This window comes from Thiothrix eikelboomii (assembly GCF_900167255.1).
GTDB classification, from domain to species: domain Bacteria; phylum Pseudomonadota; class Gammaproteobacteria; order Thiotrichales; family Thiotrichaceae; genus Thiolinea; species Thiolinea eikelboomii.
The window spans coordinates 266,420-291,597 of record NZ_FUYB01000001.1 but is presented as its reverse complement, the minus strand read 5'-3'; the positions used below and the strand labels follow the sequence as shown (position 1 = coordinate 291,597).

At 47.0% G+C, this 25,178-nt stretch carries 20 protein-coding genes; 16 read left to right on the top strand and 4 right to left on the bottom strand.

Annotated features, from left to right (window positions below):
• Window positions 1–12: 12 nt before the first annotated feature.
• The 12 genes from B5D50_RS01330 to B5D50_RS19990 all read left to right on the top strand — a co-directional run bounded on the left by B5D50_RS01330 (window position 13) and on the right by B5D50_RS19990 (window position 16,366).
• Complete coding sequence (locus B5D50_RS01330; protein WP_078920774.1) at window positions 13–591, top strand: DUF4390 domain-containing protein; 579 nt, start codon at window positions 13–15, stop codon at window positions 589–591.
• Window positions 573–2,777 (top strand): sensor histidine kinase, encoded by a 2,205-nt coding sequence (locus B5D50_RS01325; protein ID WP_078920773.1) that lies wholly within the window; start codon window positions 573–575, stop codon window positions 2,775–2,777. Before B5D50_RS01330 ends, B5D50_RS01325 begins: the two co-directional genes overlap by 19 nt.
• Before the next feature lie 13 nt (window positions 2,778–2,790).
• On the top strand, window positions 2,791–4,167 hold the full coding sequence (locus B5D50_RS01320; protein WP_078920772.1) for a sigma-54-dependent transcriptional regulator: 1,377 nt from the start codon (window positions 2,791–2,793) through the stop codon (window positions 4,165–4,167).
• Window positions 4,168–4,195: 28 nt separating this feature from the next.
• On the top strand, window positions 4,196–5,575 hold the full coding sequence (gene trkA / locus B5D50_RS01315; RefSeq protein ID WP_078920771.1) for a Trk system potassium transporter TrkA: 1,380 nt from the start codon (window positions 4,196–4,198) through the stop codon (window positions 5,573–5,575).
• A 44-nt stretch (window positions 5,576–5,619) separates the two neighbouring features.
• Entirely contained in the window at window positions 5,620–7,029 is a 1,410-nt protein-coding gene (locus B5D50_RS01310; protein WP_327192636.1) for a TrkH family potassium uptake protein, read from the top strand.
• 193 nt (window positions 7,030–7,222) lie between these two features.
• Complete coding sequence (locus B5D50_RS01305) at window positions 7,223–7,825, top strand: Uma2 family endonuclease (protein WP_078920769.1); 603 nt, start codon at window positions 7,223–7,225, stop codon at window positions 7,823–7,825.
• A 162-nt stretch (window positions 7,826–7,987) separates the two neighbouring features.
• On the top strand, window positions 7,988–8,986 hold the full coding sequence (locus B5D50_RS01300; RefSeq protein WP_159448542.1) for an LVIVD repeat-containing protein: 999 nt from the start codon (window positions 7,988–7,990) through the stop codon (window positions 8,984–8,986).
• A gap of 112 nt (window positions 8,987–9,098) precedes the next feature.
• On the top strand, window positions 9,099–9,836 hold the full coding sequence (locus B5D50_RS01295) for a sialate O-acetylesterase (protein WP_078920767.1): 738 nt from the start codon (window positions 9,099–9,101) through the stop codon (window positions 9,834–9,836).
• Window positions 9,837–9,935: 99 nt separating this feature from the next.
• Window positions 9,936–10,439 carry a hypothetical protein gene (locus B5D50_RS01290; protein WP_078920766.1) on the top strand — a complete coding sequence of 168 codons (504 nt, stop codon included), beginning with the start codon at window positions 9,936–9,938 and terminating at the stop codon, window positions 10,437–10,439.
• Between the two features lie 47 nt (window positions 10,440–10,486).
• On the top strand, window positions 10,487–14,953 hold the full coding sequence (locus tag B5D50_RS01285) for a DUF1800 domain-containing protein (RefSeq protein ID WP_078920765.1): 4,467 nt from the start codon (window positions 10,487–10,489) through the stop codon (window positions 14,951–14,953).
• A gap of 19 nt (window positions 14,954–14,972) precedes the next feature.
• Window positions 14,973–16,211: a DUF1501 domain-containing protein gene (locus B5D50_RS01280; protein ID WP_078920764.1), complete on the top strand. Its 1,239-nt coding sequence runs from the start codon at window positions 14,973–14,975 to the stop codon at window positions 16,209–16,211.
• 11 nt (window positions 16,212–16,222) lie between these two features.
• Window positions 16,223–16,366: a hypothetical protein gene (locus tag B5D50_RS19990; RefSeq protein ID WP_200807002.1), complete on the top strand. Its 144-nt coding sequence runs from the start codon at window positions 16,223–16,225 to the stop codon at window positions 16,364–16,366.
• A 64-nt stretch (window positions 16,367–16,430) separates the two neighbouring features.
• On the opposite strand, the gene B5D50_RS01275 is transcribed toward B5D50_RS19990, so the two are convergent.
• Entirely contained in the window at window positions 16,431–17,552 is a 1,122-nt protein-coding gene (locus B5D50_RS01275) for an AAA family ATPase (protein ID WP_159448541.1), read from the bottom strand.
• A gap of 263 nt (window positions 17,553–17,815) precedes the next feature.
• On the opposite strand from B5D50_RS01275, the gene B5D50_RS01270 reads away from it, so the two are divergent.
• From B5D50_RS01270 to B5D50_RS01255, 4 genes are read left to right on the top strand one after another with little or no spacing between them, the layout of a single operon-like run.
• Window positions 17,816–18,973, top strand: coding sequence for an isovaleryl-CoA dehydrogenase (locus B5D50_RS01270; protein WP_078920762.1), 1,158 nt, complete (start codon window positions 17,816–17,818; stop codon window positions 18,971–18,973).
• An 8-nt stretch (window positions 18,974–18,981) separates the two neighbouring features.
• The gene (locus tag B5D50_RS01265) at window positions 18,982–20,163 is read left to right on the top strand and encodes an acetyl-CoA C-acetyltransferase (protein ID WP_078920761.1); all 1,182 of its coding nucleotides are present in this window, start codon (window positions 18,982–18,984) and stop codon (window positions 20,161–20,163) included.
• 60 nt (window positions 20,164–20,223) lie between these two features.
• Window positions 20,224–21,360, top strand: coding sequence for an acyl-CoA dehydrogenase family protein (locus B5D50_RS01260; protein WP_078920760.1), 1,137 nt, complete (start codon window positions 20,224–20,226; stop codon window positions 21,358–21,360).
• Window positions 21,361–21,963, top strand: coding sequence for a 2-hydroxychromene-2-carboxylate isomerase (locus B5D50_RS01255; protein ID WP_078920759.1), 603 nt, complete (start codon window positions 21,361–21,363; stop codon window positions 21,961–21,963).
• A 3-nt stretch (window positions 21,964–21,966) separates the two neighbouring features.
• On the opposite strand, the gene B5D50_RS01250 is transcribed toward B5D50_RS01255, so the two are convergent.
• Genes B5D50_RS01250 through B5D50_RS01240 form a run of 3 tightly spaced genes read right to left on the bottom strand, consistent with a single transcriptional unit; the run spans window position 21,967 to window position 25,128 of the window.
• Window positions 21,967–23,049 carry an ABC transporter substrate-binding protein gene (locus B5D50_RS01250; protein ID WP_078920758.1) on the bottom strand — a complete coding sequence of 361 codons (1,083 nt, stop codon included), beginning with the start codon at window positions 23,047–23,049 and terminating at the stop codon, window positions 21,967–21,969.
• Window positions 23,037–24,455, bottom strand: coding sequence for a sensor histidine kinase (locus B5D50_RS01245; RefSeq protein ID WP_078920757.1), 1,419 nt, complete (start codon window positions 24,453–24,455; stop codon window positions 23,037–23,039). Before B5D50_RS01245 ends, B5D50_RS01250 begins: the two co-directional genes overlap by 13 nt.
• Entirely contained in the window at window positions 24,442–25,128 is a 687-nt protein-coding gene (locus tag B5D50_RS01240; RefSeq protein ID WP_078920756.1) for a response regulator transcription factor, read from the bottom strand. The genes B5D50_RS01245 and B5D50_RS01240 overlap by 14 nt, the downstream gene beginning before the upstream one ends.
• Window positions 25,129–25,178: the final 50 nt, after the last annotated feature.

Sequence of the window (25,178 nt, the reverse complement as noted above, 5' to 3'; positions counted from 1 at the left end):
AAAGAGCATATAATGAAAAACTCATGGTGGATGCGCCCTTTGTGCATCGTTTTTTTAGGGTGGCTAATAGCAACAACGAGTTTTGCGGCGGCAGAAAAAATCACCGTTAGGGATTTTACACTTTATAATCAAGGGCAAAATAAGCCGCTGACAGCCACTTTGCATTTAGATTATCAGCTCACCGATTATTTGCGTGATAGTTTGTTAAATGGCGGTACTTTAAGGCATGAGGTTCGCTTTAACTTAGTTTGGCATAGTGACTGGTGGTTTAATAAAAGCGAGAAATTTGCCAGTATTATCTCTGAGTTAAAATATCATTCACTGAGCCGTCATTATCAAGTAGTGCGTAAAGATACCGGTGAGCATTGGAATTTTTCAAATTTGGCTTCGGCGCTTAGCCATTTAGGGGCTTTAGAAAGTTATAAATTACCCCCCTTACCCGCGAATGCTTATAAAAACGATACCTCTTTATATATGGAGGCGACGCTAGCGCCTAAAGAGCCAGATAGTCTACCTTTAGGTTTATCAAGCTTATTTTCTGAGGATCATGCATTAGTGAGTCAAGGCGTATTGTGGGCACTAACACCCTGAAAGCTAGTTTATTACGTTGGCTACCCACAGCAATCGTGGCGGTGCTATTAGTTATTTCTTTAAGTTTATTACATCTGGCCACCCGCGATGCTGAGTTTTTTCGTGCTTATGGCAAAGCCCTTGTTTATCTGAATGGTTTTATTTTATTAGTACTGGGGATGGCGATCCTCACGAATTTGGTGCGAGCCATTTATCAATGGCATACCCGTCAAGCTGGCTCACGGTTTACTTTACGCTTAATGGTGGGCTTTTTGATTCTCACGATGTTGCCAGTCGTCGTTGTCGTTTATTTCTCGATGAATTTCATTGGTAAAAATGTTGGGCAGCAATTGGATGTACGGATTGCACGGGCTTTAGATGATGCCGTGGAATTGTCGCATTTATCCTTGTCGATTCGTAGCAGTGCTCATTTACAAGATTTATCACGCTTGGCTGCTCAAATCAGAGGTAAGGGCCGTTTAGAGGTCTCGGCCTTAATGGATAATTGGCGAGCCTTACACGGTGCACAAGAGGCGATTTTAATTAGTGATGATCAGCGGATTTTGGTGACTAGTGTCGACGAAGTAGCGAAGTTGATCCCTTTGTTTCCCATTGGCGATTTAATTCGTACCATGAATCGCCGCGATAATTATTCACATTTAGAACCCACTGGTGAAGAGGGTACTTTGTTTATTCGGGTGGCGATACGAGTCCGTTATGGTTCGGATAGTCGAAATGGTATTTTGACAGCCATGTTTCCGTTTTCTAAACGTGAAAGCAGTTTGGCTTCGAGTGTATCGTCTGCTCAAGAAGAATATCGGACGATTAGTTTCAATCAAGAGGGTTTAAAAAATACTTTTCGCTTAGCCCTCTTAGTGATTTCAGTGCTGACGATTTTATTTTCTTTGTGGGCAGCGTTTATTTTCTCTAGGCGCTTGACTAAGCCAGTACGTGATTTGGTTGAGGGAACTTTGGCGGTGGCTTCGGGGGATTTACAGAAGAAACTACCCGTCTCAGATCGGGATGATTTTAGTTTGCTAGCCCGTTCTTTTAATACCATGACTAAGCGCTTATCCAGTGTGCAACAAGAGCGTGAGCAAGCACGGCGGCAATTGCAACAGGAGCATGATTATCTTTTCGTGGTCTTGGAGCATTTATCTTCGGGGGTGGTCACTTTAGATGAAGAGCAGGTGATTCGACGGGTGAACAGTGCGGCTAGTTTGATTTTAGGCTACCCCTTGCATAATTACTTAGGTCAGCATCTCAGTGAGGCCTTCTCTCAAGAGGGCTTACAGCCTTTTCTGCAAGCATTAAAACCTTGGCTGGATCAGCCGCAAACCGATTGGCAAGCAGAAATTAATTTGCCATCTGAACGCGGTCGGCGGGTGTTGGTCTGTCGAGGTGCTGGCTTACCCTATGATTCGATGCAGCAAAAAGGCTATGTGTTGGTATTTGAAGATGTGACCGATGTCGTGCAAGCTGAGCATGATGCAGCTTGGAGTGAGGTTGCACGGCGGTTAGCTCATGAAATTAAGAATCCACTGACACCAATTCAATTATCAGCTGAGCGCTTGTCACGTAAATTAGGTAAGTCCTTGGATGCAGAGTCAGCGGATTTCTTAAATCGGATGACTCGCACGATTATCCAGCAAGTGGATACGCTGAAAGCGATGGTGAATGCCTTTAGCGAATATGCCAAAGCACCTGCTTTAGTGACACAAACGACGCATCTGAATCAGATTGTGCGCGAAGTCACTGAGCTGTATATGGATAATCCGCAGAAGGTGCGCGTGATCTTAGAGGAAGGCAACTTACCTGTCTTAGAGCTAGATCCGCATCGGATTCGGCAGTTGCTGGTCAATTTAGTCAAGAATGCTTTAGAGGCGATTGGTGATGGACGTGAGGATGGACAGATTTTAATTCGTACTCGGGTCGAATGGCAGCAAGAGACTCAGCAGGTAGTGTTATGTTTGCAGGATAACGGCCCTGGGATTCCGAATGAAATTCTGCCGCATTTATTTGAGCCTTATGTGACAACTAAGCATAAAGGGACAGGCTTGGGTTTGGCCATTGTAAAAAAGATTGTGGAAGAGCATAACGGTAGCTTAGCAGCACGCAATGCTGAGCCAAATGGCGCTATTATTACAATAACCTTTCCGCTAAGCAGCGAGCAGGACGCTCGAGATTCAACGGAAACAAGTCATTAAAGGAGGGTCAGCAATGACTGCACAACTTATTCTAGTCGTGGATGATGAGCCGGATATTCGCCAACTCATTAGTGAGATTCTCGAAGATGAAGGCTATCGTGTGGAGGTAGCAGAAAACGCTGAGCGCGCCCGAGAAATCTATCGGCAACGCAAGCCTAATCTCGTGCTGTTAGATATTTGGATGCCGGGGCTGGATGGGATTTCTTTGCTCAAAGAATGGCGCTCAACGAATAGCTTATCGGGGCCGGTGATTATGATGTCCGGTCATGGGACGATAGAAACCGCCGTCGAAGCGACGAAATTAGGCGCTTATGATTTTATTGAAAAGCCCTTATCCTTAGCGAAGCTGCTGCTGACGATTGAGAATGCTTTAAGAACCAGCCAATTAGAGCAAGAAAACCAAGGTCTGAGGCGGCAAATGGTTTTTTCCCATGAAATAGTCGGCACAGGGAAAGCCATGCAACAGTTACGCGAGCAAGCAGGGCGGATGGCTCAGCATGATTCTAGTGTCTTGATTTATGGGGAGCATGGAGTCGGTAAAGAAGCGGTGGCACGTTATATTCATGCCCAGAGTCTGCGTCGGGAGCGGCCTTTTGTAAAAGTCGTGCTACCCCTGCTGGAAGTGGGTACGGTAGAGCAAAAATTATTTGGCTCAGAAATGGATGGCAAAATTACTTATGGCTTGATTGATGAAGCGATGAGCGGTTGTCTGTATTTAGCTGAAGTTTCAGAGTTAGATACCGACAGCCAAAAGCGCTTATTAGCAGCCTTACAGACCAAAAGTTTTACTCGTGTTGGCGGGTCGGATCCGATTGATTTTGATGTCCAACTGATTGTGTCTGCGACTCATGATTTACAAGATGATATTCAAGCGGGTGATTTGAATGAGGAACTTTACTACTTACTGAATGTATTGCCTTTGCAAGTACCACCCTTGCGTGAACATGCTGAAGATGTACCTGAGCTACTGAACTACTATGTGAATCAACTTACTGCCCAAGATGGTTTGCCTTATCGGCATTTCACTTTGCCCGCACAAAATTTCTTACGTAACCATCGTTGGGCGGGAAATATTCTCGAGCTACGGAATCTAGTGCATCGGTTGCTGATTTTGGGTACAGAAGTTGACATTAGCTTGGAAGAAGCAGAAGAGGCCGTAGGTGCGACTGTACCGGTGTTTAGTAGTGAACTCGGGCAGATGCCGGAAAGTTTATACGATCTGCCTTTACGTCAAGCTCGTGAACAATTTGAGCATGACTACTTAATTTATCAACTGAAACAAGTCGATGGGAATGTGAGTAAGTTAGCGGATCAGGTGAAAATGGAGCGGACTCATTTATACCGGAAGATGCGTTCTTTAGGGGTTGACCCAAAAAAATATGGGCGTTGATCGTTAATTAACATCTATAATCCTCGCCATGAAAATCATGATTCTTGGCGCAGGACAGGTGGGGCGCTCAGTGGCTGAAGCACTAGCGCATGAAGACAATGATATTACTATCGTTGATACCGATGCTTCGGCATTGCGTAATCTACGTGAGAAATTGGATGTTCGGGTTGAAATCGGTCAGGCCTCTTATCCTCGGGTTTTAGAGCGTGCAGGCATTGAAGATGCTGATATGGTGATTGCGGTCACCAATAGCGATGAAATTAATATGATCGCTTGCTATGTGGCGTTTACCCTGTACCGAACACCGACTAAAATTGCCCGCATTCGCTCCTCGCATTATCTGGATCATCCGCGTTTATTCTCCTCAGAAGCTTTACCGATTGATGTGTTGATCAGTCCTGAGCAGTTGGTGACTGAGTATATTTTTCGTTTGATTTCTCACCCCGGTGCTTCACAAGTTCTGAATTTTGCCGGTGGAAAAGTGCAGCTAGTGGGGGTGAATGCGGTTGCGGGTGGGGCTTTGATCGGGCATCGCTTAAGTGAAATGTATGATCACATGCCGGGTGTTAAGGCGCGGGTAGTGGCAGTATTTCGGCATGATAAGCCTGTTCCGATCAATCGCGAAACGGTCGTCGAGGTAGATGATGAGGTTTTCTTCATTGCTCACCCCAAGCATATTCGAGCTTTAATTAGTGAAGTGCGCCGTCTTGATAAACCCTATAAACGGATTATGATCGCGGGTGGGGGTAATATTGGGAATCGCTTAGCGAGGCAGTTAGAAGATGCTCGCTATCAAGTGAAAATCGTTGAAAGAAATCCCGAGCGTGCCTCCAAGCTCGCCGAGCGTCTAGACAAAACTTTGGTATTAGAAGGGGATGCCGCCGACGAGAATCTGTTGATTGAAGAGAGTATTGAGAATATTGATGTGTTCATCGCAGTCACTAATGATGATGAAGCCAATATTTTGTCTTCGATGTTAGCCAAGCGCTTGGGTGCTCGACGAGTGATGAGTTTAATTAATCGCATGAGCTATACTGCTTTAGTAGAAAGTAGCATTGATCTGGCTATTTCGCCTCATCAGATTACGATTGGCGCGCTACTAACTCATATCCGTCGAGGTGATATTGTCGCCGTGCATTCTCTGCGGCGGGGGGCTGCAGAGGCGATTGAGGTGATTGCGCATGGCGATAAGAAAACTTCACGAGTCGTCGGGCGGCGGGTGAGTGAGGTCAAATTGCCCCCTTCAACAATTATTGGCGCTTTAGTGCGGGATGAGGAAGTGCTCATCATGAATGAGGGAGACGATGTGCTGATTGAGCCAGATGATCATGTGATTATGTTCCTCACTGATAAACGCTATATTCCGGCCGTGGAAAAACTTTTCCAGGTTGGTATTCATTTCTTCTAATTATGCAATATGGCGTTATTTTCCGAATTCTCGGAATCTTCTTGATGTTGTTTAGTTTAACTATGCTGCCACCAATTGCGATTGGTAAACTCATGGGTGACCCTGAGTTGTCTAATTTCTGGTGGGGGTTTGGTATTGTTCTCGTGGTGGGTTTTTTATTGTGGCTGCCTTTTAAAGGGTGTAAAAATGAATTGCGCCTACGAGACGGTTATTTAATCGCTGTATTGTTTTGGGTGGGTTTAAGCGTTGCTGCCACCATTCCTTTGTCTTTATCGACTAATTTTGAAATTAATTTAGCCAGTGCCTTTTTTGAAACCGTATCTGGTTTTACTACGACAGGTGCTAGCGTTATTGTTGGAATTGATTCCTTACCCCGCTCGATTAATTTTTACCGTTTAGAGTTACACTGGCTCGGCGGCATGGGAATGATCGTTTTAGCGGTGGCGATTCTGCCGATGCTGGGGATCGGGGGGATGCAGTTATATAAGGCCGAGGCTCCAGGCCCGGTTAAAGATTCAAAGCTGACCCCACGTATTACGGAAACTGCTCGGCTTTTATGGTATGTGTATCTAGCGCTAACTATTTTGGGGATAGGTTTATTTCTGCTCGGTGGCATGTCTTGGTTTGATGCAGTCTGCCATGCGTTTTCTGCAGTTTCCACAGGTGGATTTTCTACGCATGATTCTAGCTTAAGTTATTTTAATAATGCATTTATTGATTATTCAGCGATATTCTTAATGATTATGGGCGGAGTGAGTTTTACCCTGCATTTTACTGTGATGCATCATAAGTCTATCAGGTTTTATTGGCAAGATTCAGAGTTTAAGCTGTATCTGTTTATTATGCTGCTGGTGTGTAGCATCTGCATTCTTGTGTTAATGCAAAACTCAGTTTACCCCGATTTTTTAACGACTTTGCGTTATGCCAGTTTTCAAGTTGTGTCGATTATGACCTCAACTGGTTTATTGACGACTGATTTTTCCGTATGGCCAACCTTGTTGCCTGTGTTATTGGTGTTTGTAAGTTTTGTTGGTGGCTGTGCTGGCTCGACCGGCGGCGGCTTAAAGGTGATTCGTTTTTTATTATTAATGAAGCAAGGTTGGCGTGAGGTCAATATTCTGACCCATCCACGCGCCCATACCCATATTAAAATTAATGGTGAACCCGTGCCAGAGGGAGTGACCCGCTCTGTTTGGGGTTTCTTTGCGATGTATGTGGCGGTGTTTGCGATTTTCATGCTCGGTATGATGGCCGCAGGGCATGATCAAGTGACGGCATTTTCTGCGGTCGCGGCGGCTTTAAATAATATGGGGGTAGGTTTGGGGACGGTTTCAAGCAATTTTTCGGGTTTAGATGATTTTACCAAATGGTGGTTATCGTTTGCCATGCTGATGGGGCGCTTGGAGTTGTTTACGATTTTAGTGTTGTTCTCCCCCGCTTTTTGGCGCAAGTAACTACCCAAATCAAAATAGCGACATGAAACTTGGTGTTGCTGCCTTGTCATGATCGTTTAGGGGGGCTTTTAAAAAAGCTGCCATAGTTTAAATGACTTCTTAGCCCATCACTTAAGCCAAGGCATTCCGACCTTAACATGCAGAAATATGCTAAGATCGACGCAAGTTATGTATCCTAATTAGAGGATAAAGCATGTTAGCACAGCAATTCGATCATATTAGCGTCCAAGATTATATAGCCGGTGAGCGCTTAAGCACTGAAAAATACGAGTATGTCGCCGGGCAAGTTTATGCAATGGCAGGTGCTAAGATTAATCACAATATAATTACCTCGAACTTATCTGCTCTGTTTTGGTTAAGTTTACGGGGTAAGCCTTGTTTTCCTGTTACCAGTGACATGCTCATCAAAACGGCCACTGATCGTTTCCGCTACCCAGATGTAGTCGTAGTTTGCCATGATGATCCTTCTCAAGATGATTATGTGCGTGAGCATCCGATTTTGGTGGTGGAGGTTATCCCAGAAAGCACACGCCGTACTGATAAAACCGACAAGCGTTTGGAGTATATCGCCTTGCCTAGTTTGTTGGAGTATGTACTCGTTGAGCAAGATATTGCGGAAGTCACTGTCTATCGCCGCAGTGCTGGCTGGCAGCCTTCTTATTATTATTTGGGGCAGGACGTAATGCTTGAGTCGATCCAAGTCACGCTCACAGTCGAGGATATTTATGAGCGGGTAGACAACGGTGAATTGGCAAAATGGCGCTTGAGAAAATTGGCTAGTGAAGCGCAAGGCTAATCAGCTCCGAGCCTTCAATTCCCACATCAACTTCAACTCTAGCTCACCCCCATGCATACAAACTAGTGCTTTAATGAGTCAATTCACAACTTAATGCAAGCATTCAGGTCTATGCTTGCAATAGGGATAGTCTTGTTCTGCAATTCAAGGGGGAGGGCTGGTATGCAAACTTTCCGTACTCGTGTTGGTTGGGGATGCTTAGGTTTAGTGTTATTCCTAAGCAGTGGTTTGAATCTGGCTCAGGCTGCCTTTCGTGCGGGGGCCGTGATTGGGCAGGTGTCGACCCAAGGTTCAGCGCATGCAGTCGCAGTGACAGCTGATCAACGGCACCTTCTAGTAGGCGTTGCCCAAGAAGGTTTATTGATTATGGATCTGCGCTCAGCGGAACAACCGGTTTTAATCAGCAAGCTCAGCGCATTACAGCAAGTAGAGTCGATCGTTGTCCGAGGAAAATTAGCGTTTATTGCCAATGGTGCAGGGGGATTAGCGATTGTTGATCTGAGTCAGCCCAGTGCGTTAAAACTGCTAGGGAAATTGGACACCTCTTCTTATGCTTTTGATCTAGTGCTCACGCCGGATGGACGTACCGCGTTTGTGGCAGACAATAGCAATGGTGTGGTAGTGATAGATGTCAGCCAGCCGAGCAAGCCGCGTCAGCTGGCGGTGATTCCGACTTCAGCCGCGAGTGCAGGGGTGGCTTTGAGTGCTAATGGGCAAACCTTATATATCGCCGATCAAGCGGATGGGATTCAACAGGTCGATGTGCGTCGGCCGCAAGCGCCCGTGCATCAGGGGCATTTTAATCCAGCAGGGCATCCACAGCGTTTGGTCGTATCTAAAGATGGACGCTGGCTATTTTCTGCGAATAATGAGGGCGGATTGAGTGTGCATGCTCTACAGAACTCAGCCACTATACCATCGACCCAATTACCCATGCGCAATGCGTTTGCTGTGACTTTAAGCCAAGATGGCCAAACCGCCTTAGTGGCTGATTTATTCAATGGCTTGGTCGTGGTCGATGTGAGCCGCCCGTTAGAACCGCATATTCAGCAAAGTATTCAAACCCGCCCTGCAGTACAGGGAGTTGCGGTCAGTGCTGATCAGAAAATGGCCTATTTGGCTCATACTCAAACAGGCTTGACCCTCATTCGCTTCCGTTAGTCGGAACTGGGCAACAGTTAGCAGAATCCTAACTATATTCAAAATAGAGCGCCAGTCGAGTGTGTGCGCTCTGCTATTAGCATTTATTGCCCTAATCCTGCTAGGTAGTCTTATGCTCCAAGACTTGGTATTTATCCTTATCGGTCAATCCAATATGGTAGGCTGGACAGAAAGTTTGTTTGGTCAGTTACCCGATTGGTTAAAAATAAAACCGATTCAAGTTGAGTTTCACCAGCATGGTCGCAAAATGGAGTTTCATCAGCAACCCGGTGGGCGGATTGGGCCAGAAGTGGCGTTTGCTAAATATCTAGCCGCTTGGTATCCGGGGCGTAAAATTCGTATCCTGAAATTAGCTGTCGGCGGTACCTCGATTTATGATTGGGCGCGATTATGGAATCCACGTCTCTCGTTTCGCATGACCGAAAGCACGATTCAAACTAGCCTCTATGCCCTCTTGAAGCGACAAATCGAAGTCAGTCAAATACTGACTCAAGGCAATACCGTGCAGGCTTTTATTTGGATGCAAGGTGAGCGCGATGCCCGCTATCCACTCGCTGCAGATGCGTATCTAGGCAATCTGAAAGCATTTATTACCGATTTGCGCCGTGAATACGCCAGCCCGCAGGCTGCATTTATTTTAGGGCGAATTAATCCACCCAAAGCACAGCATCCTGCGGTAGATGTATTGAGGAAGGCACAAGAAGTGGTGACTACACAAATGCCACGCACTGTCTGGGTGAATACCGATGCTTTATCGAAGGCAGCTGATCAAATTCATTACAATACCCTAGGTAGTGTGGGCTTAGGTCGACATTTTGCTTATGAAGTAAGGCGTTTTTATCGTCCCTGAGTGTTAAAGTTTCCGCTGATCGGTGGTTGTATTTTGGGTGTCGAAGGTTAAACTATAAAAGATACTTATAGAAAAATAATCAGTTAAGAGTCGCACCCCATGACCAAACTAGCCTATTTAATGGCTGGGCTTAGCTTAAGCTTACTTGCTGCGTGTAGCAGTGAAGATACGCAGCTCAGCCAACAGCCCGCTCTGCCTTCAGCTGCCACTGTCACTGTGCTTAGCCCCGAAGCTCAGCCAGCAGTGCTTGAACCCTCTGCAGACATTGATCCCAGTTTACAAACAGAGTTAGTCACCTTGCAGCAGCGCCTACAAACTCTAGAGGCTGCTTTAGCTCAAGCCCAAACGGAGCTTAGTGAAAGTGCAGGGCAATTGCAGGCACTCACGGCTGAGCAACAACAGTGGTCAGCACAACAAGCTAGTTTGGATGAGAATGCTGAGCAAATCCAACAGTTAGAGCAGCAGCTAAGTCAACAAGCACACGCCTTAAACCAAGCACAAATGAGCTTAATCCAAGCAGAGACTGAATGTCAGCAGGCCGCATGGGTCAAGCCAGATCCTAAGCAAGTAGCCGGGTTAGATCCGAAACAGGTCGAGCGCTAGACCTGCTTCGCATTGACGCTAATTGTTGATAACAAGAGCTAATACTTATGTTCAACCCCTCGTATAGGCTAGCCCATTGGCTGAGTCAGTGGTGTTTGTGGTTTTGCTGTTTATTCTTCAGTGCTTTACCTTTGGCTAGCCATGCGGTGGTTAGTTTAAATCCGAGTTTAAGTCCTAATTTGCAAGTGAGTGTGGTCGATGGAACAGCCAATGATCAGCCGCTAGCCAATACCAGCTTGCAGGTTCGGGAGCTTATGACGGATGGCAGCAGCGTATGGCGAACAGCTATTAAAACCGATGCGAGTGGTCAAGCTAGTTTGACTTTGGAGGGTTTAGGGGCAGGACGCTATTATCAGCTGTATGCGCTCAGCCCATTTGATAGTCGCTATCGGATGAGTACCACACTAAGCGCAACGGGTAGTTTCTTATTTCGTGTCGGCTCACCTTTATTAAAGCTCACCGTCAAAGATGGGTTAACGGGTAGTAGCCTTGCTAATTTACCCGTCACTGCCCGCTATCAACAGGATGGGAAGTTAGTGTGGGCGGCACAGAAAACCACCGATGCGAATGGCAAACTTGCTTTCGATATTCCGCAATTGTCTCAAGGTCTACCGGTGCAGCTTTCGGTGACGGCTTTTAATCAGATGCGCGCAGTGAGCGAATGGATTACTCAGGCGGGTGAGGCTGAATTTGCCCTTGGTGAGACTCGAGTTCAATTACTCGATGCCACCCAAGCCAATCTGCCAGCTTTAGCGGCAACCCCGATTCAGATTAGAGAACTGCTCGCGGATGGCAGCTCAGTTTGGTTCAATCAAGGCGTGACGGATGCCCAAGGTGGGCTGCGCTTGAATTTATTAGCAGGTAAAAAGTATATTTTATTGGCTAAAGATCAAGTCTTTAATAAATATCGTAGCAGTATTCCGCTACAAAAAGGTGAGCAGTTTAGTTTCAAATTAGGCTCACCACTCCTCAAACTTAAGCTTAGTGATGCACTCAGCTCTACCCCGCTTGCAGGGGTAAATGTCACCGCTTATCAATGGTTGGAGACGGGAGCATATCAATGGCGCACTGCAGGGGTCACGAATAGTCAAGGAGAGTTGGCCTTAGACCTACCCGAACTCAGTACCGGTGGCAAAATTGAATTAAGAGCGAGTGCTTATAATCAATTCACTGCACGCTCTAGGCTGCTGACTCAAGCAGGCAGTGAGCTGTGGCAGTTAGGCACCAGCCGAATTAAAGTTGTCGATGGTACGAGCCCGAGTCAGCCTGTCTTGGCGAATCATACCGTTTATGTGCGAGAAAAGCTGGCGAATGGTACGGATCAATGGTTGGCGACCACGAAAACGGGGAGTGATGGTTTATTGCGCTTAGATTTACCCGGTTTAGCGCAAGGGCGGCAGTTTTATTTACAAGCGTTAAGCCCCCTGACCAAGACTTATAAAACCAGTCCTATTCTGAAAGCGACGGGTGATTCGGTGTTTGTGGTAGGGTCGAATCCTTTAGTCGCTACGGTGAAGGATGCCTATTCGCAACAAGTATTCGCTGGGGTCGATGTGGTCGCTTGGCGTATTTTAGCCGATGGTACGCGGCAGTGGCGGGGACAACAAAAAACTGACGCAGCCGGTCAGGTCAGTTTCGACCTCGCTGAACTGAATACCGAAAACGCACTGATTCGCTTACAAGCCAAAGTATATAATCAATTTACTGCGCTTAGCCCCGTGTTTACCCGCAGTGGCGCAGTGGAGTTCTTACTCGGTTCAGTGGTGGTGACTGTCCGTGATGGTACTGAGGCTCAGGCCACGATCTTACCTAATCTAGAAGTCCAAGTGCGTGAGCAATTAGCCGAGGGAAAATCAGTTTGGATAGGTCGTGCTACCACTGATAGCAATGGAGTCTTGCGGATTGATTTGCCGGACCTTGATCAAGGTAAGCACTATATTCTGAATGCACTGAGTCCGGTGACTGGGCGCTATCGTAACAGTCAATTGCTCAAAGCGACTGGGCAATATACGTTCTTAGTCGGTACGCGCTTATTGCAGGTGAAGCTGCACAATGCTTTGAGTGGCTTGCCAGTGCCGAAAGTGGCGATCACGGCTTATCAATTCGATGCCGATGGTATCAATCGTTGGAAGGGCTGGATCGCGAGTGCGAACACCGATGAGCAAGGTCTTGCAAAGCTGGATTCTGAAGCGTTCTCCGTCGAAGGTAAGCGCTTTTTATTAGTGGCCACGCCGTACAACGGTGGGCGGGTGGAAAGTGCCAGCTTTGCTGCGGGTGAATTTGCGCTGAAATTTCCGGTTGGGCATATTCCGGTTAGCTTAAGCCATCGTGCAACGGGTGAACCAATGGCAGCTGTAACTTTAAATGCTTATCGTCTTGATGCTAGCAATCGCTTGTGGTGGGTCAAATCAGGGAAAACTGACAGTGCTGGGCAGGTGCAGTTTGATTTAGAATCCTTGGTGTCGGGTGAACGCCATGTTTTTGTTGCCCAAGACCCTTTTAAGCAAGGGCGTAATTATTACAGTCGCATCGTGACAGGAGCGGGTGCGGTTGATTTTTCGATCCGCCTTGATGCTGAGGGCAGTCGCTTAGATTGGGAGTTACCACGGATTGAGCTATTGACACCCAAGCAAACAGAAGTGGGGAGCACAGGCTTTACCCTAACAGGTACGGCTTTAGATAACTGGGCGATCCGCGAACTTACCGCTAGTTTACGTACCGCGACCACTACCCAAACTTTGCCAATCGCCTTGAATCCGCTGACAGGTGATTGGTCTGCGCAAGTAGCGGGCCGTTTATTGGCGGCCGGACAAGAGGCCAGCGTGATGCTAACGGCTTGGGACCAAGCGGGTAATCGAGCCGAGCGGCTAGCACAATTTAAAGTGATCGCCGATCAAGCCTTGCCAGTGATTCAAGTCAGTTCACATCGTGAGGGTGAGGAAGTGGTTAAAACAGGCTTCATCCTAAAAGGCCGGGTGAGTGATGATACTGGACTGGCGAGCCTCACTGCTCAAGCACAAGGGGCGGGTGTATTTGCCGCGCAGACTTTAACCCTCAGTAGTCAAGGTGATTGGGCTTGGGTTGTACCGAATGGGAAATTGACCGAAGGACAAGTGCTCAAAGTCAGTTTAACCGCCACCGATTTGAGTGGGAAAACCGCTAACTACCATTTAAATCTACCAGTGATCGGAGCAGCGGCTGAGGCGCGACAGTTAATTAATCGGATTAGTTTTGGGGCTTCACCAAGTTTATTGGCTGAAGTGCGGCGCAGCGGTGCAGACGCTTTCTTAGAGTCCCAGTTAGCACCGAGTCAAATTCAAGCACTCGCCTTTGATCAGGCCGTGGCTGATTTGGATTTATTTACCCATGAGGATTTGCAGGCTTATACCTTATTCCACATGGTTCATAGCCCTCGTCAATTGCAGGAGGTCATGACTTGGTTCTGGGATAATCATTTCAACACTAATTTAGATAGAACCGGGAATAAACTACTGTATGAATTAGCTGAGAATGATGTATTCCGCGCCAATGCCTTAGGTAGTTTCTATAATTTGCTGCTAAGTAGTGCGCAAAGCCCCGCCATGTTGATCTATTTGGATAATATTGCCAATCTTAAAGCCAATGCTAATGAAAACTATGCCCGTGAAGTTTTGGAGCTGCATACGGTTGGTGTCAAAGGTGGGTATTCACAACGTGAAGTGGAGGTCTTAGCGGAAATTTTCACCGGTTGGCAAGTCCAGAATGATGCTTTTTATTTTAATGCAGCTCAACATAATGCTATGGATAAAGTGTTCTGGGGGCAAACGATTAAAGGCGGCGGGGTGGAAGAGGGCGAGCAAGCCTTGCGCTTTTTGGCGCGCCATCCCGCGACTGCTAAATTTATTTGCTCTAAACTGATTACCCTGTTTGTGAGTGATCAACCGGTGGATGCTTTACTCCAACGCTGTTCTGCGACCTTTATCAATACCGCTAGCCAAGCCGATCAAATCGCTCAGGTACTGCGGACGATCTTAACGGCTCCCGAATTCCATGCAGAAGATCATTTCAATAGTAAATTCCGTACTCCAGTCGAGTTTGGGGTCGCGGCGGTGCGTGCGTTTGCAGGGCAAGTCAGTACCGAGGGTTTAGTGGATGAAGTTAGACGCATGGGCTTAAGTTTGCACCGTAATCCAGTGCCTACAGGTTGGTCAGAAACAGGTGATGATTGGATTAGCACGGGTTTATTACAGGAGCGCATTCGCTTTGTAAACCGCTTAGTTGCCGGCAATGTCTCGGGTATCCAGCTCGATCCAGTGGCCTTCTTCCGTAGTCGTGGAGCTTTAACGACCGAGAGTATTTTGGCAGAGAGTTTTGATCTGTTGATGAATAACCACTATAGCACTGTGGAATGGCAAACAGCCTTTGATATTTTAAATGCAGAAACGGCTTTTGATTTAGAGGCCGCCAATGCCAATACGCGCTTAAAAGCGATGTTATCCACTGTATTAAGTTATCCAGCCGGTAACTACCAATAATAAGAATAAGGATAGAACCATGCAACGACGTGATTTTCTCAAGCTAATGTGCTCTTCCTCTTTAGCGGGTAGTGCTTGGTTATTAGATGATTCCTTCCGCCTAAAGGCTGCCCAAGCTGCCGCTGCCCCCAAAACGCTGGTGGTGATTTTCCAGCGTGGCGGCTGTGATGGTTTAAATGTGGTCGTACCCTATGCTGATAATGATTATTATCGGTTGCGCCCAACGATTGCGATTGCACCCCCAGGACAAGTCAATGGTGCTTTAGATTTGAATGGCTATTTTGGTTTGCATCCAGCCATGCAAGGTTTACAGCGTTTATATCAGCAGCAACAATTAGCGGTTTTTCCTGCGGTGCATTATCCACAGGCTTCTTTATCACATTTTGATAGCCAGCATTTTATTGAAAGCGGTGCGATTCGTAGTGATTTAGAGGGTTGGATGAATCGACATTTGGCTAGCTCGATGAATAGCAGCGGTATGCGTGGAGTGGGTTTTGGGAATGAACTAGCGCAGTCCTTGCGCGGGAGTGTAGCCGTCTCCTCGTTGCGGGATTTAGCCAATTTTGATTTAGGTTTAAGTGATACTGAGGAAATGCGTTTAAGTTCGCGTTTAAACACAGTGTATGCCCAGCACCCGCAGGATAGTAATCCCTATGCGAAACTTTTACAGCAAACAGGGCAGACTTTATTAAGAGATTTGGATCTTACCCGGCAAATTGACCCGAAAGCCTATCGACCCGCGAATGCGGCGGTGTATCCGGCAAATTTATTTGGTAGTCAATTACAGCAAACCGCACAATTAATTAAACAAGGCGTCGGTTTGGAAGTGGCCGCCATTGATTTAGGCGGTTGGGATACTCATAGCGCACAGGGGGGAGCCTTGGGTTCACAAGCCAATTTATTGAAAAATTTTGCGGATGGGATTGCCGCTTTCTGTTTAGATTTAGGCACGACTATGCAAAACGTACTGGTTTCAACCATGACCGAGTTTGGCCGCACCGCTGAAGAGAACGGCAGTGGTGGTACTGATCATGGCAATGCTTCGGCTTGGTTTGCAGTCGGCGGCAGCGTTAAAGGTGGCATCTATGGCACTTGGCCGGGTTTGGCTAAAGATAAGCTGTATTTGCAGCGCTATTTAGCCCATAGCGTGGATTTTCGGGATGTGTTTGCCGAGATACTGAGTAAGCATTTTGCTAACCATGCACTGGCACAGATACTGCCGGGTTATACGCCGCAGCTGCGGGGGTTTATGGCTTAATACTGATTGAAGTGACCGCATATAAATTTGTATTGATTCGGATAGCAACTGTGGATGCAGAAGCCCGCTTTCGTCTACGCGCAGCGCGTGGTAATGTCGCCGCTGGTTTGGCAGTACTTGAGCTGGATAAGCATTTCGCTCAAACAGATAAATGATGCTGCTCGTGGTGGATGTGCATCTGCCACAGCAGAACTGCTGTGTGAACCAATAGACCTCAACTCAATACACAAACCCAAACAGCCACAGCGGAATTTTCTCCTCTACCCCAATTTCCAGCCCATCCGCTACTACCCATGCCGCCGTTTCGGTTTTGATTTGTTGCTTGGTTTTGGATTTGCCGCCGATTTCAAACACATACTGCTCATCCACCAGAAAATCTCCGCTTTTGGGGTAATTCAGGCTGTGTTGGTAAGACAGCATTGAAGCAAAAAACGTCTCGCGCACCGTACCTGCTTTCGGCTGATTGCAAAAAATGGCAAACAAGTTGGAATTATCCAAATACAATTTTTCTGGCTTGGAAATAATGCTGGCCCCGCTGGATTTTGCCCCCAATAAACGCAACAAACCCGCCGCCTGCAACAAACCGAGGTATTTGTAGAGAGTTTTCTGATTGAGTTCCACCGCGCCCGCCAGCTTGGAAATATTAATGTCGTAAGGTTCGCTTTGGCACAACATAACCATCAGCTTTTTCAAGGCGTTCACTTTGTCGTGATCAATCGGGTACAGTGCAGGGATGTCCATCTCGATCACTTGCATCGACGCATTCAACAAACGCGGCAAATAAGTCGGACCTGCCTCACGGTAAAACGGGTATGCACCATGTTCCAGATACGCAGGCAAATAGGCTAATGGTTTGATGCAACTGACGATTTCCATTGCTAAAGCTACATGCTCTTGCAACAAAGTTGCTAATGGAAGCGCCTCAAAACTAGCCCCCGTTTCCAGCTCTAGAAACTCGCGGAATGACAACACGGGCAAGTGGTACAACATGGCGCGACGGCTCAAATCCGCTTTGGCATTATCAATCGCGGTGGCGGAAGACCCCGTAAAAATGACCTTCAGACTAAAAAAACTGTCAAAAATCAGTTTTAAATCGCGCTCGAAGTGTGGGCATTTATGGATTTCGTCGATGATAAGCAATTCACCGCCGATTTTCTGAAACTCGTCAGCAATCGCAAACAAGCCGTACTGCCCGACCAAAGGATGATCCGCAATCACATACAACACCTTGATTTCCCGCGTCACCGACTTCAAGTATTGCAGCAATAACGTGGTTTTGCCCGCCCCACGTGCGCCCATAACACCGATCAAACGCTGGGAAAAATCGATTTGCTGTAACAAAAACCGCCGATAATCCGGTAGCTTCTGCGTCCTGATTTGATTAGAAAGAGATAAAAGTGGTGAAATCATATTAGTTGAATACCTATTTTTAAGTAGTTTTTAGTATTTTAGTACAAAATTAATATCGTTTTGTAATTTTTATTGGCTAATTATTAGCACTGTCATCACTAGTGTTTAGCTAGAGTCTTTTATTGACGTTTACGTAAACGTAATTTACTATCTAAGCTAATTTGCCTACCTAAACTGAGGAGGAGCTTAGCACCATGAGTTCTAGTTTGAATTTTAACTTGGGCAGTACCGTGGATATGCTACGTGAAGCTGTCTGTAGTTTTGCCACGCAAGAAATCGCCCCCCTTGCTGCTGAAACGGATCGTTCTAATGAATTCCCCAATCAACTTTGGCCTAAATTGGGCGAAATGGGTTTACTAGGTATTACCGTGCCAGAAGCCTATGGTGGCAGTGAGCTGGGCTATCTCGCCCATATAGTGGCGATGGAAGAGATTAGCCGCGCTTCCGCCTCGATTGGTTTGAGTTATGGTGCACACTCTAATTTGTGTGTGAATCAAATTAACCGCAATGGAACTGATGCGCAAAAGCGTAAATATCTCCCCAAACTGATTAGCGGTGAGCATATCGGTGCTTTAGCCATGTCTGAGCCGAATGCAGGTTCGGATGTCGTCAGTATGCGCATGCGTGCCGAGAAACAGGGGGGTAAATATGTTCTCAATGGCACGAAAATGTGGATTACTAATGGCCCTGATGCGGATGTGATTGTGGTTTATGCCAAGACTGATCCGCAAGCAGGTTCGAAAGGTATGACGGCTTTTATTGTTGAAAAAAGCTTCGGTTTTAAAGTGGCACAAAAGCTCGATAAGTTGGGTATGCGTGGCTCAAATACCGGTGAATTAGTCTTTGAGGATGTTGAAGTGCCGGCAGAGAATGTGCTCGGGCAAGTCGGGCGTGGCACAGCGGTACTGATGAGTGGTTTGGATTATGAGCGCGCGGTTTTGTCCGGTGGACCTTTAGGCATTATGCAAGCGTGTATGGATGTGGTCATCCCCTATATTCATGAGCGCAAGCAATTTGGGCAAAGTATCGGCGAATTTCAACTGATTCAAGGCAAAATGGCCGACATGTACACTACTCTGAATGCCTGCAAAGCTTATGTTTATGCAGTAGGGGCTGCTTGTGATCGGGGCGAAACTACCCGAAAAGATGCGGCGGGGGCAATTTTATACTCTGCTGAAAAAGCGACACAAATGGCATTGGATGCGATTCAGATTTTGGGTGGCAATGGCTATATGAATGACTATCCGACTGGACGCTTATTGCGTGATGCTAAACTCTATGAGATTGGTGCAGGTACTTCAGAAATTCGCCGTATGTTGATTGGGCGCGAATTATTTAATGAAACCCGTTAAGGTGCAGCATGAGTGATCCAGTGGTAATTGTTAGTGCTGTGCGGACGCCGATGGGGGGATTTCAGGGGGATTTTGCAGGTCTAAGCGCTGCTGAATTAGGTGCTGCTGCTATAAAAGGTGCCGTTGAACGCGCAGGGATTGATGCCAAAGAAGTTCAAGAAGTCATCATGGGCTGTGTCTTACCCGCAGGTCAAGGCCAAGCACCTGCCCGCCAAGCCGCTTTGGGTGCTCATTTGCCATTGAGTGCCGGCTGTACCACGGTGAATAAAATGTGTGGTTCAGGCATGAAAGCCACCATGCTCGCCCATGATTTATTAGTGGCAGGTACTAATCAGGTCATGATTGCGGGGGGGATGGAGTCTATGTCAAATGCGCCTTATCTCCTGCCCAAAGCTCGCACAGGTTTACGCATGGGACATGGCGAAATCAAAGATCATATGTTTCTAGATGGACTCGAGGATGCTTATGAACAAGGTCGTTTAATGGGCAGTTATGCCGAAGAGTGCGCAGATCAATTCGGCTTTACCCGCGAGCAACAGGACAAATTTGCAATAGCTTCACTCACTCGAGCTAAAACTGCCATCGAAACGGGTGCATTTAAAGATGAAATTGTCGCCGTCAGGGTAAAAAATCGTCAGGGTGAAACCCAAATCACTACCGATGAGCAACCTCATAAAGCGGCACTTGATAAAATTCCGAAGTTAAAACCAGCCTTCCGCAAAGAAGGTACAGTAACAGCAGCCAATTCCAGCTCGATTTCGGATGGTGCGGCTGCCTTAGTATTAATGCGTCAGTCTGAAGCACAACAGCGAGGCTTAAAACCTTTGGCGGTGATTCAAGGCCATAGTACCTTTGCGCAGCAGCCTTCACTCTTTACCACGGCTCCGATTGACGCGATTCAGCACTTGTTAGCTAAGCTTAGTTGGACGACTGAAGGCGTTGATCTGTATGAAATCAATGAAGCCTTTGCGGTGATTACGATGGCCGCTATGCAAGCACTGAACTTACCGCATGAGAAAGTCAACGTGAATGGTGGTGCGTGTGCACTAGGGCATCCGATTGGGGCTTCGGGAGCGCGAATTATTGTGACCTTGTTATCAGCTTTAAAACAACGTGGTTTGAAGCGCGGGGTTGCCGCCTTGTGTATTGGTGGGGGTGAAGCGACGGCGATTGCCGTGGAGTTGGTTTAAACTCCTCCCAACCCTTCCTTTGTCGAGGCGGGGTAAAATAAAAATGCTAGGGGATTCAAGATGATACTAACCGAAGAGCAAATTTTAATTCGGGATACGGTGCGGCAGTATATTCAAGCTAAGGTTGCCCCCTTTGCTGCTGACTGGGATCGCAATAGCAGCTTTCCTACCCAGCAACTCAAGGAAATGGGGGATTTGGGTTTATATGGGATGGTTGTGCCTGAAGAGTGGGGTGGTTCGAATCTTGGTTATGTAGCCCTTGCTTTGGCAATTGAAGAGATTGCAGCAGGGGACGGAGCATGCTCCACTATTTTGAGCGTGCAAAATTCGGTGGTGTGTGGCCCGCTCCTTAGTTACGGTAGTGATTACCTCAAAGAAACTTATCTTAAACCTTTGGCCTCGGGTGCAAAACTGGGGTGTTTTTGTCTAACCGAGTCTCATGCAGGTTCAGATGCGGCTGCTATTAAAACTCGTGCAATTCGCGAGGGAGACCAGTACCGCATCAATGGCAGTAAACAGTTTATTACCTCGGGCAAAAATGCCCAAGTCGCCATTGTATTTGCGGTCACTGATCCAAGTGCAGGTAAAAAAGGCCTGAGTGCCTTTGTCGTTCCGACCGATAATCCGGGTTATCAGGTCGCTAGCATCGAAAAGAAAATGGGGCAGCATGCCTCAGATACAGCTGCGCTCTTTTTTGAAGATTGCCGTATTCCAGCCAGTCATTTACTCGGTCAAGAAGGTGAAGGCTACAAAATCGCACTGAGTAATCTCGAAGCCGGGCGGATTGGGATTGCTGCCCAATGTGTCGGCATGGCACGGGCAGCCTATGAGGCAGCTTTAGCCTATGCACAGGCGCGTACTAGTTTTGGTAAGTCGCTGATTGAGCATCAAGCGGTGGCATTTCGTTTAGCGGATATGGCAACTCAACTCGAAGCTGCCAGTTTGTTAGTCCTGAACGCAGCCCGCTTGCGCGATGCAGGCCAGCCCTGTTTAAAGCAAGCTTGTATGGGTAAGCTATTTGCTTCAGAAATGGCGGAAAAGGTCTGTTCAGAGGCTCTGCAAATTTTGGGTGGCTATGGATATTTGAATGATTTTCCGGTAGAGCGTATTTATCGTGATGTACGAGTTGCCCAGATTTATGAAGGTACAAGCGATATTCAACGTATGGTGATTGCCCGCCAATTAATGGAGGTTTAAATGACCAAGACCCTCGATTTTTATTTTGATTTTTACTCACCCTATGGTTATTTAGCGCATTACAAAATTGATGACATAGCTGAACGCTATGGCTACCAAGCGCAGTGGCATGCCATTTTATTGGGACCTGCTTTTAAAGCAGTCGGGTCTAAACCCTTGCTGGACATTCCGATGATGGGAGCGTATTCAGCGCATGATTTTGCGCGCACCGCTCGCTTAGACGGCGTTCCCTTTGTGATGCCTGCAACGTTTCCGGGGGCGACGTTGGCGGCAGGGCGTGCCTTTTATTGGTTGCAGGATCAAGACCCCGCCTTGGCCAAACGCTTTGCAAAAGCGGTCTTCAAAGCAGCGTTTGCCGAGGGGCAAGATTTGTTGCAAGTCGCTAATATTAAAGCCATCGCCAGTGCCGAAGGGATTGATGCCCAAGCTCTAGAGGCAGCCATCCAAACGGAGGCGGTCAAAGAGCGTTTTAAAACGGCGGTGCAAGCTTCTTTAGCTAAAGGTGTGTTCGGTTCACCATTTGTGATGGTGGAGGGTGAACATTTTTGGGGGAATGATCGTATCCCGCAGGTTGAGCAGTGGTTAGCCCGAGGTGGTTGGTAATCCTTAGGGTTGAGGGGCAGGGGGCAAGAGCTTTTGCCATTCTTCTAGGAAGCTGCGTTTTTTAAGTTGATCCTGATACGTGAGTAAGGCGGGGCTGAGCTTAATCACTTTTAAGGGGACACGTTCCCGACTTAATTTTTGAATACCTTGATAAGTCGCTTCGCCACTAATAGCTGGGTGCAGTGAGTATAATCGGGCTTGCTCAGCTAAGAGTTGTTGGCCGCGTTGTGAGAGTAAATAGTCCATAAACTGATGAGCTAGCTTGGGATTTTGAGTGTATTTTGAAATAAAAGCGACCCGTGATACGACGAGGGTGTAATCGCTCGGAAAAATAGTCGCGAGGTCAGGGTGTTTATTAATTTCTGACTGTGCATAAGAACCCAGTACATTATAAGCGAGCAATAACTCACCAGACCGTACTGCATCTAACATTTCTTGGGTGTTGGCGTAACGTTTAAAGTTTAAATGGCTGAAATTTTCAGTGAGCCGTCCCCAAGTACTGGCTTGTTGGGCATCTTGACTGGCCAGCAAATAACCTAATCCACTAAGCTCAATATCATAAGTCCCGACCTTGCCATGAAAATAAGCGCTTTGATCACGTAAGAGGCTAATCAGCTCCAATCGACTTTGTGGAATTTTATCGACCGCTAATAAACGTTTATTGTAAACCATCACAATCGGTTCATAGGTAAAGCTAAACGCTTGTTTACGCCATTGCGCCCAATCTGGCAAAGCATCGGCAATTTCAGATTCATGGGTTAGTGCATGACCGTCGTTGATGAGCTTAATCTGCAAATCCATTGCTGAGCTAATGAGGAGATCCGCTGTTTGTTGTTGCTCGGCATCGGCTAAAAAGCGTTGCATTAAAGGTAGGGTTCCGAGGTCGAGATATTCAAGGCTAACTTCAGGATACAGTTGTTGGAAATCAAGTAGAGCATGGCGCATGGCTTGCTCGTCGGTGGCGGAATGGATACGCAATTGTTGTTTCTCGGTTTGCAGTGCGGGATACCAAGTAGCCTCAGTCGCGTAGCTGAGTAACATTAGGCCGATACTTAAACATAAGCGTAAACAGTTTAGGGCTTGCATAGGCTGGTCTTTAAAAATACTCGTGCACTTAAGCCGGCATCGCTGGCATTCGCTAATTCCAAATACCCCTGCATGCCATGTACGAGCTGTTCGACAATAGCTAAACCTAGGCCACTGCCCGATTGTTGGTTGAGTTCGCCCCGCCCAAATCGTTGAGTGACTTGGCTTAATAGCTCTGGTGGCAAGCCGCGCCCCGTATCTTGGACTTGTAACCTGACCCAAGCATTATCCAGAACAAGTTCAAGGCTGACATTAATACTCGCCGGGCCAGTGGCAGGTTGGCCATATTTCAAGGCATTATCAACGAGATTGCGTAGAATTTCTTTAATCGCTTCAGGGTCGGCAGTGATGCAGGTGTCACCAATATGGTTATCAAAGCTTAGCTCGACCTCTTGAGTGAGGGCAATCGGTGCTAGATCCACTAGGATTTGGCTGACCGCTTCACTGAGCACGATGGGTTCAGGTAAGAGTACATCCGCACGATGAGCAAGGGTAGCATAGTTAAGCAGTTGGCTAATCCTTGTATTGGTTTCACGTGCATTCCGCAAAATCCGTCGAGTCCGATTTTGAATGCTAGCGATGTCTTGTTCTTCGGTAGCTAATTCAGCTTGAGCTTGGAGGCTAGCTAACGGCGTGCGTAGCTGATGAGCCGCTTCCGCAATAAACGCATGGTTGCGATCTTGATTACGCTGCAAGCGCCCCATGAATTTATTAATTGCTTCAACTAAATGCGCAGCCTCGGTTGGGACTTGAGTACTTAAAGCGGTTAGATCAGTGGGTTGTTTGGTCGTGAGTTCTTGTTCAATTTTGAGCAAAGGGCGTAAAGACCAGCCCGCTGTCAGCCATACAAATAGCCAGCCTAAAATAATCAATCCTCCCACGCCCAAGGTCGCTTTAAAGGTTAAATCAGCGGCTAATTGATCACGGGCTAAGCGACTTTGCCCCATTTGTAGGTAGATCGTGTCCTGCATACCTAGCTCAAGTAAACGCCGTTCTAGCACCACAAAACGAAACAGTTCGCCTTGGTAGCGATGATTAAAAAAATAGGGCAAACCTTGTTGATGTTGTTGCTTCATCTGTTCGGGGAGTTCGGGCTGCACGAAGTCATAGCCCGTGAGGACTTGAGCGTGGCTATCAATCAAGCTATACAACACGCGATCATCTTCAGAGAGTGCGAGGGTTGCGAGGGAAGCATAAGGCAGATCAAAATGTAATTGCTGTTCTATCACACTCAGGTTGTCGATGGCGGTGAGTGCCGCACTTTCCAGTAATTTATCGTAAAGTTGATCAGCTGAACGTTGCGCTAAGGTGTTTGCCGCAAACAGCAGAACTGTACCGCCAATCAAAAGCACTAACCCAAAGAGTAAAAATAAGCGGGTACGTAAAGAACCTTTACTGCTCAACATATAATAAATAGCCAATCCCACGCAGGGTCTTAATCGTTACACCACTACCCGTCAGCTTTTTACGTAAACGCCCGATATAAAGCTCAATCGCATTATCACTAGGTAATTCATCATGATCAGCAAAAGAGCAGAGTTGATCGGCGAGCTGGCTTTTGCTGAGTGCTCGCCCTTGATGAGTAAGGAGTAAGTCTAGAATGCATAGTTCGCGCCGTGGGAGTTCAAATACCTCATGACCAATGCTCATCCGTGAAGCGGAGCGGTCAAATTGCAGCTTGCCATAATGCACAAGACTGGCGGCTTCACCGTGATGACGTCGGAGCACGGCGCGGCAGCGGGCGGATAACTCACGTAGGTCAATCGGTTTAATTAAATAATCATCGGCGCCAATATCTAGTGCTTGTACCCGATCATCAATCCCCGAGCGGGCAGTGAGGATCAGAACTGGGGTTTTATTATTCTTATTATTTTCCGCTCTTAGCCTTTTTAACACATACAAACCATCCAGTTTAGGCAAGCCTAAGTCGAGGATAATCAAGCTATAATTTTGATAGCTTAAAATTTTAAGGGCTTGTTCTCCATCCGTGAGCCAATCGACAGCGTGTCCATCCTGAGTTAAACGTTCCACGATGGCTTCCGCTAAATCAGCTGTATCCTCAACTAGCAATAGGCGCATGCAAGACCTCAGAAGAAGCAAATAGCTAAATAATCCAAACCTTCATCCTA